Origin of the sequence: Streptomyces sp. NPDC019937 (assembly GCF_040631655.1) — a bacterium.
Taxonomy (GTDB): Bacteria; Actinomycetota; Actinomycetes; order Streptomycetales; family Streptomycetaceae; genus Streptomyces.
In genome coordinates this window covers 118,050-130,944 of the sequence record NZ_JBEYAL010000013.1, presented here as the reverse complement: position 1 = coordinate 130,944, position 12,895 = coordinate 118,050, and the positions used below count along the sequence as shown (strand labels likewise).

Genomic DNA, 12,895 nt, shown 5'->3' with positions numbered 1-12,895 from the left:
CCGGCGCAGGTCCGCGTCAGCGGTGGCGGACCGGGTCGATCGACTCCAGGGTCGGCACCACCGGCTTGATCGTCCCGTCGGCTGCGAACTCCATGCGGTCGATGGTGGTTTCCCGGTGCGTACCGTCGCCGCCCGCCTTGCCGGGGCCGTTGACGGCGAACCGGTGGTAGGCCATGTACCACTCGTCCGTGCCGGGGACGTTCACCACCGAGTGGTGGCCGGGCCCCTTGATCCCGTAGTCGAGCCGCTTGGAGAGGATCGTGCCCCGCTTGGTCCACGGCCCCATCGGCGACGAGCCGGTGGCGTAGGCGACGTGGTAGTTCTCACTGCCGGTGTCGTCCTCGGACCACATCAGGTAGTAGGTGCCCTTGCGCTTGACCACGAAGGAGCCCTCCCGGAAGTTGTCCGGGGTGAACTTGCGCATCTTCGAGGAGTCGAAGGACGTCATGTCGTCGTTGAGCGGCACACCGTACGCCTGGCCGTTGCCCCAGTACAGATAGGCCTGGCCGTCGTCGTCGGTGAACACCGACGGGTCGATCATCTGGCCTTCCAGCTGGCCCTTGGGCACCAGCGGCTTGCCCAGCGCGTCCTTGAAGGGGCCCGCGGGGGAGTCGGCGACCGCGACACCGACCTGCTGTTCGGCGCAGAAGTAGAAGTAGTACTTGCCGTTCCGCTCGGCCATCGCGGGCGCCCAGGCGTACTTGTCGGCCCAGCTCACGTCCGGACCGAGGTCCAGGATCACGCCGTGGTCCTTCCAGTGGACCAGGTCCTTCGAGGAGTACGCCGTGAACTTGGTCCCGCCCCAGCCGGGGAAGCCGTCCGTCGTGGGGTAGATCCAGTAGCGGCCGTCGGCGTACGAGATGTCCGGGTCGGCGTTCAGCCCGGGCAGGATGGGGCTGCGCATCGGCACGGCCTCGACGGTCCACTCACGGGTCGTGCCGTCGGCGGACTTCAGGGTGTACGTCCGGGGCTTGCGGAAGTCACGCCGGGTGCCGGAGGGCGGGCTGATGGTGGCGCCCGCCGGGAGCGCGAAGCGGGGCGCCAACCGCCGCAGATCGGCCTTCGGGTCCATCGGCAGCACGGCCTTGGCTGCCGCCTCGGTGACGATCGCGTACCCCTTCTGACCCTGCGCCGTGACATCGGCGGGCGCGGCCTGGGAGGCGGGGTACATGCGCAGCAGCCGGTCGTACTCGGCCTGCGTCACGGGGAGCACCGTGCCGTGCCGGGGGCTGGCGGGCAACTGGTAGTTCTGGGACGGGGTCCACTTCCCGGAGGCGAGGTCGGTGGTCTCGAAGGGGATGTAGCCACGGCCGCCGAACTCGTCGATGAACAGGTACCACTTGTTCTCGGTGTTCGACTTGAAGATGGTCGGGCCCTCGCCGCGGTCGATCGCGCCCTTGCCGATGCAGTCGGAGACGAAGTCGTACGAGGTGTCCGTCAGCGACGTGGACTTCTCGGCCGTGATGAACTTCGAGCAGGGCGTACCTGAGGACGGGTCGCGCTCGTCCTTGGTGAAGCGGTAGTAGGAGCCGTTGTCCTTGATGACGGTGGAGTCGATGACCGAGTAGCCGGGGTCGTTCCACACCTTGGGCTCGCTGAAGGTGCGGAAGTCCTTCGTCGTCGCGTACAGCATCTTGTTGTAGGTCGAGCCCGTGTGCTGCGGGTCGTCCCCGGCGTAGAGCTTCGAGGCCCAGAAGACGACGTACTCGCCGAGCTTCTCGTCGTAGTACGCCTCGGGCGCCCAGGTGTTGCCCGCGGTGTCCGGGGAGACCTTGACGAGGCGCTGGTCGGTCCAGTTGACGAGGTCCTTCGACTCCCACACCATGATCGACTTGCTGCCGGTGCGCTGCACCTGGTCCCAGGTGCCGCTGCTGTTCTTGTACATCCGCAGATCGGTGGCGATGAGATAGAACTTGTCGCCTTCGGGGGAGCGGATGACGAAGGGGTCGCGCAGGCCCTTCTCGCCGAGGCTGGAGGTGAGGACGGGCTTCCCGGCGTTCAACTCCCGCCAGTGCAGGGGGTCGTTGCCCCGGCTGAGTGCCATCCGTATCTGTTCGCCGTCGGCGGTGCCCTCACCGGTGAAATAGGTGAAGAGATACCCGGCGTACTTCGTCTTGTGCGGGGCCGCGGACGGCGTTCCGCTCAGCGCGGGGCTGGGCGGAGCGGCGAAGATGCTCGTCACCAGCGTGAGCAGGGCGGCGAGCAGCGGCAGGAAGAGCATGCGGGTTGTGCGGGGACCCATGACACATCCTGTGGGAGTCTGGTGGGTTCTGTTGAGCTGGTTGCACCGGAGTGTGTCCAGTGGGGACCCGGTGCGTCAACGGTGTGTCGCCCCTCATGCCCAGCGAAAGTTTTCGACGGATCGGTGCGCGCTCCCGGGCTGCCGTACGTACCGGGCATCGAGGCCGCGGGGCGGATCCGCGCCCTCACCGACGGGCGGGGCTCCGACGTGGCCATCGACCCGGTCGGCGGTGCGGCCCGCCGGACGAGCCTCGACGCGCTGGCACGGGGCGGGCGCCTGATCGCCATGGGCAACGCCTCGGGTGCGGACGACGTCCCGTTCAGCGCGAACGAGCTGTGGTTCAGCGGCAAGGGCGTCCTCGGTTTCAACCTCGGCGCGCTGAGCGGCGAGCGCCCCGAGGCCGTGTCCGGTGTGCTGCGGCAGGCCGTCGGCGCCGTACTCGACGGCGAACTGCGCGTGGACGTCGGCGAGGTGCTGCCGCTGCGCGAGGCCGCCGAGGCCCACCGCCGCATCGAGAGCGGCCGCACCACGGGCAAGCTGGTGCCGGCGATGGAGCGGGAGTGACATCCGGGGGACTGCGCGTACCGTTGGCTGCGTGACCACTGCTGATGCCGCCCCTCGGCCCCAGTCGCTGATGCTCACGTTCCTGGGGGACTGGGTGATGGGCCGGGACGTGTGCGTGTATTCGGGGAGCGTCATCGACCTCTTCGGCCGCGCCGGTGTCGGCGAGCACGCGACCCGCTCGACGCTCACCCGCATGGTGGGGCGTGGCCTGCTGCGGCGGCAGCGCGAGGGCCGGCGCATGTACTTCGGGCTCACCGAGCGCTCGGAGGCCGTGCTGAGGGACGGCGAGAGCCGCATCTGGCAGACCGGAGCGGTCAACCGGAACTGGGACGGCACCTGGACCCTCCTCGGCTTCTCGCTGCCCGAGTCCTGGCAGCGCCAGCGCCACGACCTGCGCTCGCAGCTCACCTGGAGCGGCTTCGGGCCGCTGTTCAGCGGACTGTGGATCGCGCAGGGCGAGGTCGAGGTGGGCCCGCTCCTGGCCGAGCTGGGCCTGGCCGCGCATGTGAAGGTGTTCCGCGCCCACGCCGACGCGGGCATGGACATCGGCACGATGATCGAGGAGACCTGGGACCTGCCCGCGCTGGCCGGGCGGTACGAGGAGTTCGTACGACGCTGGCAGCCCCAGGAGCACACGTCCGCCGGGGATGACGAAGCGCTGGTGGCGCGGCTGCGGCTGTCCACCGAGTGGCTGCGGATCATCCGGCAGGACCCGCGGCTCCCGGTCGAGCACCTGCCCGACGACTGGCCCGCCGAGCAGGCCGAGAAGACGTTCCGCGCGGTCCACGAGCGCCTTGCGCCGGGTGCGCGGGCGGCCGCCGAGCGCCTGCTCGACCTGGTGCCGGTGCGATAGCCGGGGCGGCCCCCCGGCCGTCTGCCTTCCCTCCGCGAACACGCCGCTGAGCCCTGCCCGCTCTCCCGTCGGGCTGCCCGTCGCGCTGTCCTCCTCCGGGTCCTCCTCCGGGTCCTCCTCCGGGTCCTCCTCCGGGCACAAATGTTGTGCAGAACATTGACCGCGGTCGAATATCTGCCTACCTTCGCGGGGACGACGGCACCACCTCGATGCCACCCCCGACGGCACCAGGGAGCCTCCCGTGCAGCCAGCCCCCGCCCCCGTTCCCCCGCCGCCCCCGGACGACCGCCAGCTGCGCCGCGTCGCACTGTCAGGGCTGCTCGGCACCGCGGTCGAGTTCTACGACTTCCTCGTGTACGGCACGGTCGCTGCGCTCGTCTTCGGCGAGCTGTTCTTCCCCCGGGCCGACCCCGCGGTCGGCACCATCGCCGCCTTCGGCACCTTCGCCGCCGGATACCTGGCGCGGCCGCTCGGCGGCATCGTCTTCGGACACTTCGGCGACCGGCTCGGCCGCAAGTCGATGCTGCTGCTCACCATGGTCCTGATGGGCACGTGCAGCTTCCTCATCGGACTCCTCCCGACCTACGACGCGATCGGCGTCTGGGCGCCGGTGCTGCTGGTCGCCCTGCGCGTCGTGCAGGGCCTCGCGATCGGCGGCGAGTGGGGCGGCGCCATGCTCATGGTCGTCGAGCACGCCGAGCGCACCGGCGGCGCCCGGCGGCGCCGCGGTCTGTGGTCGAGCTTCACCCAACTCGGCGCCCCGCTCGGCTCGATGCTCTCCGCGGGCGTGGTCACGATCGTCTCGACGCTGCCGGACGACGAGTTCCGGGCCTGGGGCTGGCGGGTGCCGTTCCTGCTGAGCGTGGCGCTGCTCGCCGTCGGGCTGTTCGTACGGCTGAGGGTGACCGAGAGCCCGCTGTTCACCGAGGCCCGCACGCACGGGCCGGGCGAGCCCGCGCGGGACAAGCCGCCGCTCGCCGAGGTGCTGCGCCGTCCCGGGCCGCTGCTGCTCGCCGGGTGCGTCGGCATCGGCGCGTTCACCGCGCAGGCGCTGCTGACCAGCTTCATGATCTCCTACGCCGTCGACCACGGGTACACCCGGCCGCAGGTGCTCACCGCCGTGACCGTCGCCTCCTGCGTGGCGCTCGCCGCGCTGCCCGCCGCCTCCGCGCTGTCGGACCGGGTGGGCCGCCGCCCGGTCGTGCTCGCCGGGGCCGTGGCGTCCGCCGCGCTGGCCTTCCCCGTCCTGGCGCTCGTCGACTCCGGATCGCCCGGGCTGCTGATCCTGGCCCTGGCACTGGGTCACGGCCTGGCGCAGTCCACCATGTACGGGCCGCTCGGGGCCCTGCTCAGCGAGATGTTCGGCACCCGGGTCCGCTACACCGGCGCCTCCCTCGGCTACCAGCTCGCGACCCTGGTCGGGGCCGGTCTCTCGCCGATGATCGCGAGCAGTCTGCTGGCGGCCCACGGAGGCGGCAGCACTCCGGTCTCGCTGCTGCTGTGCGGCGGCGCGGCCATCACCGCGCTCACCGTGTGGCGGCTGCGCGAGACCCACACCGACACGCTCGACGCCCGCACCGCCACCCCTCCCGCCGACGTTCCCGCCGCCGAAGGAGCCCGCCCGTGAAGCCCCGTGCCCGCGCCCGCGCCCGTAACCGCGCCCGTGCCCTCGCCCTCGCGGCGACCGCCGTGCTCGCCGCCACCGCCCTGCCCGCCCTGCCCGCGCAGGCCGCGAGCGCCGAGGGCGAGCACCTGGAAGGCCGCCTGGCGTCCGGGGCCGCGTACATGATGGACATGCCCGCGCGGTGGAACGGCACCGTACTGCTCTTCAGCCACGGCTACGCCCCGCAGGGCAGCCCCAACCCCGCCCAGAACGCGCCGAGTCCACAGACCCGCGCCCGGCTGCTGGACCAGGGCTACGCGCTGATCGGTTCCTCCTACGCCACGACCGGCTGGGCCGTGACGGACGCGGTGCCCGACCAGCTGGCCACGCTGGACCTGTTCGGGCAGCGGTTCGGCGCGGCCCGGCGGACCCTCGCCTGGGGCCAGTCGTACGGCGGATTCGTCACCACGGCCATCGCCGAACGGCACGCCGACCGGATCGACGGATCGCTGTCGATGTGCGGACTCGTCCAGGGCGGGGTCGCCAACTGGAACAGCACCCTCGACCCCGTCTTCGCGCTGAGGACCCTCCTCGCGCCGGACTCCGGCATCCGCCTCACCGGCTTCACCGACCAGGCGGACGCCAAGAGCGCCGCGAGCGCCCTCACGGACAAGGTGACGGCGGCCCAGCGGACCCCGAAGGGCCGGGCCCGGATCGCGCTCGCCGCCGCCCTGCACAACATCCCCGGCCACAACGACCCGTCACAGCCGAAGCCCGGCCCGGCCGACTGGGCCGGACAGCAGGCGAACCAGTACGCGGCGGTGGGCGGCCTGCTCCGGACCGCCGCGTTCTCCTGGCGACAGGAGGCCGAATCCCGGGCGGGCGGCAACCCGTCCTGGAACACCGATGTCGACTACGCGGCGATGCTGCGGCACTCCTCGGTGTACAAGGAGGTCACCGCGCTGTACAAGGAGGCCGGACTGACGCCGCGCGACGACCTCAGGGCCCTGGCCCGCGCTCCCCGCATCACCGCCGACCCGCGGGCCGTGGCCTGGACGCGGAACACCAGCGCCTTCACCGGCAGGCTGACCGACCCGCAGCTGAACATCCACACCACCGGCGACGGGCTGATCCCCGTGCAGGCCGAGAGCGCCTACCGCCGGGCCGCCACCGCCGGCGGATCGGCGGGGCTGCTGCGCCAGGCGTACGTCGACGGGCCCGGCCACTGCGCCTTCACCACCGGTGAACAACTCGCCGCCCTGCACACGCTGGAGCGGCGCCTGGCCACCGGCCACTGGGACACCTCGCCGGAGGCGCTCAACTCCGCGGCGAAGGCGGAGGACCCGGCGGCCGAGCCACGCTACGCCGACTACCGGCCCACCACCTACCCGCGCCCCTACGACCTGGCGCACCGGGACGGCCCGCGCCACCGCGCCCAGGAACGCTAAAGCCTGCGCAGCCCCGTCAGCACGCGCTCCATCAGCGCGACGGTCGGGGCCTCGCCCTCGCTGGTCTCCGTCTGGTGGACGGCTATCAGCCCGCGGTCCGCCATGTCGCCGAGCAGCACCCTGGCCACCCCCAGCGGCACCGAGAGCCGTGCCGACACCTCGGCCACCGACGTCGGCTCCTGGCACAGCGAGATCACCGGAACGTGGTCCGCGTGCGTGAAGGCGGCGGACTGGTGCCCCAGTTCGGTGGTCGTCACCAGGGTCTCCAGCTCGAAGTGATGCTGGGACCTGGTGCGGCCGCCCGTCCACGTGTAGGCCCGCACGAACGAGGGCGAGCCCTGCTGTTGCTGCTCCTGTCCGCCCTCCCACGCCGCGTGCTGCTCGTCCTGCGAGGGCGGGTACGCGTACGGCTCCGGGGAAGCGGGGGGCGGCGCCTCCTCCGGCCGGCGGGGGTCCGCGGACTCCGGCCCGGAACCGGAGTCGGAACCGGACCTCTTCCGTGGCCGCCGTGCCTTGCCGAAACTGAACGCGTTGAGCACGTCGGCGAAGGTCTGTTCGTCCTCCGCTCCCTGATTTCTCCGAGTGTGCCCGGAAGGGCCTTCACCGGTGCTCATGATCTCCTCATCCGGGCTAGTGGGGTGCCGTCTGCTGGATTCCCTGCAGCTCCGCGCGGAGTTCAGGGGTCAGCATCTCGCCGACCTGGTCCACGAGCACGGTCATCTCATAGGCCACCTGACCGATCTCGCAGTCCGGCGCGGCCAGGGTCACCAGGCACGAACCGTCCTTGATCGACATCAGCAGCATATGTCCGTACTCCATCTGGATCACGGTGCTCTTCACCTCACCGGTGTCCAGACACCGGGCGGCGCCCTGGATCAAGCTGATGGCACCTGCGGCGATGGTGGCGAGGTGTTCGGCATAGTCGTCCGCCAGCCGGTTGGAGGCGGTGAGCAAAATCCCGTCGGCTGATACCACCACGGCGTGGGCCACATTGGGAACACGTTCGGTGAAGTTGGTGACCAGCCATCCGAACTGGCTCACCTCCCGCGGGTGGGGTGAGGTCATGGCTTCTTTCCTGCCCGTTCGTCGATGGGATCTTATCGCTCGTCGGGACGGGCCCGACGGATGCCTGACTGGTAGTTGCTGAGGAAGCTGTGCGTACGGCCCGCGTCCTGGGCCGGCTTCGCCTTGCCGGGGGCCGTGCGCGGCTCGGCACGCTCACCGGGCCGGGGCGTACGCGGAGTCCGCTTCGGCAGCCCGGACTGGGTGCGGGCGGCGCCCTCCGGGGCGTCCGAGGGCTCGGCGGCACCGCCCGGGCGGCGGTCCGGCGCGTCCTCCCCGGCGCGGGGAGCGGCAGGGCCCGGCAGGGGCTCCGTCTGCTGCCCGGGCGGGGTGAAGAGGCGCGAGGAGCCCTGGGGCCGGGGACTCGCCGACGGGGAGCGGGGAGCCGCCGACGTCGGCGCCGCGTCGTCCGAGGCGGGCGGCTGGAACCACGACGCGCGGGGCGCGCGCGGGGCGTCCGCTCCGGATTCGCGCTGCTGCTCCGGTCCGGACCGCTGCGGCGGCACCAGGCCGGGCCCGGAGGTACGGGCCTGCTGGGCGTCCTGGGCGTCCGCCGGTGCTCCGTCGCGGAACTCCTCCGGCGCGCCCTTGGCGCCCGGTCCCGGGCGGCCGATCCCGCTTGCCCCGGGGCCGCTCGCCCCGGGCCCGTTCGTCCCGTCGGCCCCGGCGGGGTTCCGCCGCGGCAGCCGTCGCGGCAGCGGCGAGTCCGCGCCGGTCCCGGCGGAGTCGGGGCGGCCCGGCTCGGCGGCGCCCCGGCCCGGGGTCCGCGTACCGGAGTCGGCGGCGGCCGCGGGGCGGGTCCCGTTGGGGGACTCGCGCACGGCGGGGGCCGCCGGGGCGGGGCCCGACTCCTGCCGCGGCCGCGCCGGTTCGAACGCCTTGGCGGCGATCGGCGTCGGCGCGGGGCGCCGGGGCGCGTTCCCCCGGGGAGCCTCGTCGGGCCGGTTCGCCGGCACCAGGTTGGCCGGGACGAGCACACCGGCCCGCAGGCCCGCGCCCCACTCCGAGCTGAGGTTCACCGAGATGCCGTGCCGGTTGGCCAGACGGCCGACGACGAACAGCCCCATCTGGCGGGAGGACGAGGCCTCCTCGGAGGAGGTCGCCTCCAGGCGCCGGTGCGCCTTGGCCAGTTCGGCGCCGCTCATCCCGATGCCCTGGTCGCGCACCTCGATCAGGGCGGAGCCGTCGCGGCGCGGTGTGGTGCTGATGAACACCTGGGTCTCGGGCGGGGAGAAAGCGGTGGCGTTGTCGAGGAGTTCGGCGATGATCCGCGCCAGGTCACCGGCGACGTAGCCGGTCACCGCCACGGAGGCGGAGGGCTGCACCTCGGCCCGCTGGTAATGCTCGATCTCGGACACCGCGGCCCGCAGGACGTCCTCCAGCGGCACGCGATGACCGTGGGTGCGGACGAGCGTGCTGCCGCAGAGAACCATCAGGTTCTCGTTGTTGCGCCGCATCCGGGTCGCCAGGTGGTCCATCTGGAAGAGGTTCGCCAGCTGGTCCGGGTCCTCTTCGTGCCGTTCGAGCTGTTCCATCAGGCGCAGCAGCCGGTCCACCAGGGTCTGGCTGCGCCGGGAGAGGTTGACCAGGGTGTCCCTCAGGTCGCCGCGCAGCGCGGCCTGTTCCGACGCCAGGCGCACGGCCTGTCCGTGCACCGCGTCGAAGGCCCGGGCGAGCTGCCCGAACTCCTCCGTGGTGTGCACCGGCACGGCACTGACCGAGGTGTCCGCCTTCTCGCCCTCGCGGATGCTGGAGACGGCGGCCGGGAGCCGGTGCTCGGCCACGTCGAGCGCGGTGGAGCGCAGGAGGGTCAGCGAGCGCAGCAGATACCGGCCGATGGCGAAGCCGATGGAGAGGGCGATCAGCAGCACCGCGAGCAGGGCCACGGAGTACGCGCCGGCCCGGTTGCTGGTGTCGTCCTGCAGCTGGGCGGAGTTCACGCGCAGCTTCTTGGCGAGGTTCGTCTCGACCTTCCCGATGAGCTTCGCGGTCGTTTCCGAGCTGCGGTTCCACTGGGAAGCGGGGATCGGCGGCGCGGTGGCACCCTGCTGGGCGCCGGCGCCCTGTGCCCGGGACAGCGCGGTACGCACCATTTTCGCGCGCCGGGTCACCAGGTCGCCGGTGACCGTGCGCTGGTAGAGCTGCTGCTCCGCCGGGGTGGCCACGGCCCGGAAGTCGCCGAGCTTGTCCTTCAGGCGGATGTCGGACTCCTCCAGCGCCCGGACGATCTCGGTGTCCATGGGCCGGCCGGGCTTCATCGCCTCCAGGAGGGTCACATGCTGGAGATGGACCTCCTCCTGGACCGCCTCGAGGTCGTACAGCGCGGACGCCGGGCCGGACAGCTTGGGTTCACCGAACCGGCTCCCCAGGGCCTGGTCCAGGTCGAGCAGGCTGTTGATGACGGTGCGGTACTTGTTCACCGCGTCCCAGGAGCTGATGTCGCCGGACGTCACCTGCCCGCGCAGGGCGGTCAGTCCGCCCAGGGCCTTGACCGCGTCCTGGTAGCGGTTGCGCGCGGCGCCGTCGAGCTGGGGCGCCCGCTTCGTGCTGCCCACGAGGACGGTCCGGGCGCGGTCGGTGGACTGTGCCTGCCGCCGCATGGCGGAATCGCCGTCCGCCGCACCCCGCAGCTGTTCGGCGGCCATGGTCCGCTCCATCTGCAGGCTACCCAGCAGTGGCATCAGCCCGGAGCGCAGCTTGACCAGCCGCTGCATGTCCGCGTACGAGTTCGCGCGTTCGACTTCGCGTTGGATCTGTACGACGCCCAGGGCGACGGCCAGCAGCGCGGGCACCACCAGCACGGCGCCCAGCTTCACCGGCAGCCGCCAGTTTCGCCATTGCACGATGGTGGCCCACAGCCCCGGGCCGCGTGCAACCTCGGCCGCATGCCTTCCCGGGGTCACGAGACGCGCTCCGCGCCCGGAACGGCTTGGCCACAGCGATGTATCACGATGCGCTTTCTCCTGGGATTTCTCCTGAAGAGGAAGTCGAACGACCGGCGGCACACCGGCCTGGCCGGGGGCGGCGGAAACGCCCACGGCCGGACTGGTGATGTGCCGGCTCGCCCACCTCTACTCGAACAGCTTTCGGCTCGTCATGGCGAGCTCATAGAGGCCGTACGCGAAGGGAATGGCCACCCACAGCCACGCCACGGCCAGCAGAACGGGCGAGGACTTCACGGCCGCGCTCTGCGAAGGTTCGTCCTGGTGAGCCATCAGTTGCCCCTCTCGGCCGGGATGCGGTCGGTGCCGCCCTCTTCCCCCTGCTCGCCCTGCTGCTCCTGGGCGGTCCGGTCACCCGCGGCCACCGGCTCCGGCTCGTGGAACTTCGGGTTCACCGGGCGCACCAGCTCGTTCGCGACGAAGCCGATGACCAGAAGCGCGATCATGAGGTAGAAGGAGACGGCGTAGAGGCCGGGTCCGGATTCCCCGGACTTCTTCCCCGAGTCCGCGACGGCGTCCACGATGATCGGCCCGGCGACTCCGGCGACCGACCAGGCGGTCAGCAGCCGGCCGTGGATCGCGCCGACCTCGTAGGTGCCGAACAGGTCCTTCAGATAGGCCGGTACGGTCGCGAACCCGCCGCCGTAGAACGACAGGATCACCATCGCCGCGACCACGAACAGCACGGTGCTGCTGTTCTTCCCGAGCAGGATGGTCAGGTAGAGCAGAGCACCCGCGCCCAGGTAGAGGCGGTAGATGTTCTTCCTGCCGATCGCGTCGGAGACCGAGGACCACACGAAGCGGCCGGTCATGTTGGCCAGCGACAGCAGGGCGACGAACCCGGCGGCGGCGGTCGCGCTCACCGGGGCGTCGGTGTCCTGGAAGAAGTCCTGGATCATCGGGGCGGCCTTCTGGAGGATCCCGATGCCCGCGGTGACGTTCATGCACAGCACGATCCACAGCAGCCAGAACTGCGGGGTCTTCACCGCGTTCTTCGCGGATACGTTCGCGGTCGTGACGAGCTGCTTGCCGGTCTCCTCGCGGGGGACCCAGCCGGCCGGGCGCCAGCCCTCGGCCGGTACCCGGATGAGCAGCACGCCCAGCGTCATGAACGCGGCGTAGGCGAGGCCGTGCACCAGGAAGGTCTGGGCGATGCCACTGGTGTCGCTGCCGAAGGAGGACAGCATCTGCGACGACCAGGGGGAGGCGATCAGCGCGCCGCCGCCGAAGCCCATGATGGCGGTGCCGGTGGCCATGCCCGGGCGGTCCGGGAACCACTTCATCAGCGTCGACACCGGCGAGATGTAACCGATGCCGAGGCCGACTCCGCCGACCACGCCGTATCCGAAGATGACCAGCCAGTACTGGCTCGTGGCCACACCCAGCGAGGCGATCAGGAAGCCCGACGAGAAGGTCACGAGCGACACGAACATCGCCCACCGCGGCCCCTTGCGCTCCACGAGCGTGCCACCGAAGGCGGCGGAGAGACCGAGGACGAGAATGGCGATCTGGAAGGGGAGCGCGCTGGCCGTCCCCGAGATGTCAAGTGCTTTTTCCAGCGGCGTCTTGAAGACGCTCCAGGCGTATGCCTGGCCGATGGAGAAGTGAATCGCCAGTGCCGCCGGAGGAATCAGCCATCGATTCCACCCCGGCCCTGCGATAATGCGAGAGCGGTCGAGAAAACCCACCGATTACCTACCTCCGTCCTCGGGAACCCATTGCCGCAGGCTCTATTTCTGGAGACGTCAAACGTCTCGGGCGGTGGTGAGTGTAGAGCACCCTGATCAGCGGCAACAACGACCGGAGATCGTCATGGGCCCCGCAGTGGAGCAGCCTCCCACACGTTCGCATACATGGGGCGATCCACCAACATCAACACATCGCGTGCATCCTCTGTTCACGAAAAATCCGCAAGTCCGGTGGTGTCGGTGCGCGTTCATCGGATGACACCTGGTCAGACGGATCGAAAGGAGGAAGGATCGGGAAAAGTGCACATCCTGAGAAATTCTGACAGGAGTTCACAAGCATCCCGTAGCCCGATATGTGGCGTGCTGTCATCCGGAAGCAGGCGCTCCCCGCACATCCCGGACCGGGCCGGTCTCCAGGGGATCCCCGGTCGTTGACTGCGTCCGGCGCCTTACTACACTGACCCCGCCATGGGGCTGCGGGTTGCTCCTCCTC

Annotated in this window: 10 protein-coding genes; 4 read left to right on the top strand and 6 right to left on the bottom strand. The window is 71.1% G+C overall.

All coding sequences use genetic code 11. The features are described from left to right. Positions 1 to 16 precede the first annotated feature (16 nt). Positions 17 to 2,242 carry a family 43 glycosylhydrolase gene (locus tag ABZ562_RS15635; RefSeq protein WP_361478748.1) on the bottom strand — a complete coding sequence of 742 codons (2,226 nt, stop codon included), beginning with the start codon at positions 2,240 to 2,242 and terminating at the stop codon, positions 17 to 19. Between the two features lie 123 nt (positions 2,243 to 2,365). On the opposite strand from ABZ562_RS15635, the gene ABZ562_RS15630 reads away from it, so the two are divergent. From ABZ562_RS15630 to ABZ562_RS15615, 4 genes are all read left to right on the top strand, one after another. Next, complete coding sequence (locus ABZ562_RS15630; RefSeq protein ID WP_361478745.1) at positions 2,366 to 2,806, top strand: zinc-binding dehydrogenase; 441 nt, start codon at positions 2,366 to 2,368, stop codon at positions 2,804 to 2,806. Positions 2,807 to 2,837: 31 nt separating this feature from the next. Continuing rightward, positions 2,838 to 3,659 (top strand): PaaX family transcriptional regulator C-terminal domain-containing protein, encoded by an 822-nt coding sequence (locus ABZ562_RS15625; RefSeq protein ID WP_361478742.1) that lies wholly within the window; start codon positions 2,838 to 2,840, stop codon positions 3,657 to 3,659. Between the two features lie 241 nt (positions 3,660 to 3,900). Further along, on the top strand, positions 3,901 to 5,286 hold the full coding sequence (locus ABZ562_RS15620) for an MFS transporter (protein WP_361478739.1): 1,386 nt from the start codon (positions 3,901 to 3,903) through the stop codon (positions 5,284 to 5,286). Positions 5,287 to 5,348: 62 nt separating this feature from the next. Further along, entirely contained in the window at positions 5,349 to 6,710 is a 1,362-nt protein-coding gene (locus ABZ562_RS15615; RefSeq protein WP_361478889.1) for a hypothetical protein, read from the top strand. On the opposite strand, the gene ABZ562_RS15610 is transcribed toward ABZ562_RS15615, so the two are convergent. From ABZ562_RS15610 to ABZ562_RS15590, 5 genes are all read right to left on the bottom strand, one after another. Continuing rightward, positions 6,707 to 7,324 (bottom strand): DUF742 domain-containing protein, encoded by a 618-nt coding sequence (locus tag ABZ562_RS15610; RefSeq protein WP_361478736.1) that lies wholly within the window; start codon positions 7,322 to 7,324, stop codon positions 6,707 to 6,709. The genes ABZ562_RS15615 and ABZ562_RS15610 overlap by 4 nt on opposite strands. Positions 7,325 to 7,340: 16 nt before the next feature. Next, the gene (locus ABZ562_RS15605; RefSeq protein ID WP_361478733.1) at positions 7,341 to 7,775 is read right to left on the bottom strand and encodes a roadblock/LC7 domain-containing protein; all 435 of its coding nucleotides are present in this window, start codon (positions 7,773 to 7,775) and stop codon (positions 7,341 to 7,343) included. Positions 7,776 to 7,807: 32 nt separating this feature from the next. Further along, positions 7,808 to 10,615 carry a nitrate- and nitrite sensing domain-containing protein gene (locus ABZ562_RS15600; RefSeq protein WP_361478730.1) on the bottom strand — a complete coding sequence of 936 codons (2,808 nt, stop codon included), beginning with the start codon at positions 10,613 to 10,615 and terminating at the stop codon, positions 7,808 to 7,810. 228 nt (positions 10,616 to 10,843) lie between these two features. Continuing rightward, positions 10,844 to 10,987 (bottom strand): hypothetical protein, encoded by a 144-nt coding sequence (locus tag ABZ562_RS15595; protein WP_199830980.1) that lies wholly within the window; start codon positions 10,985 to 10,987, stop codon positions 10,844 to 10,846. Further along, the gene (locus ABZ562_RS15590; protein WP_361478727.1) at positions 10,987 to 12,402 is read right to left on the bottom strand and encodes an OFA family MFS transporter; all 1,416 of its coding nucleotides are present in this window, start codon (positions 12,400 to 12,402) and stop codon (positions 10,987 to 10,989) included. Before ABZ562_RS15590 ends, ABZ562_RS15595 begins: the two co-directional genes overlap by 1 nt. Positions 12,403 to 12,895 lie beyond the last annotated feature (493 nt).

Coding starts and splice junctions, on each gene's coding strand:
- ABZ562_RS15635 (WP_361478748.1), bottom strand. CDS start 2,242: ATGGGTCCCCGCACAACCCGCATGCTCTTCCTGCCGCTGCTCGCCGCC.
- ABZ562_RS15610 (WP_361478736.1), bottom strand. CDS start 7,324: ATGAGCACCGGTGAAGGCCCTTCCGGGCACACTCGGAGAAATCAGGGA.
- ABZ562_RS15605 (WP_361478733.1), bottom strand. CDS start 7,775: ATGACCTCACCCCACCCGCGGGAGGTGAGCCAGTTCGGATGGCTGGTC.
- ABZ562_RS15595 (WP_199830980.1), bottom strand. CDS start 10,987: ATGGCTCACCAGGACGAACCTTCGCAGAGCGCGGCCGTGAAGTCCTCG.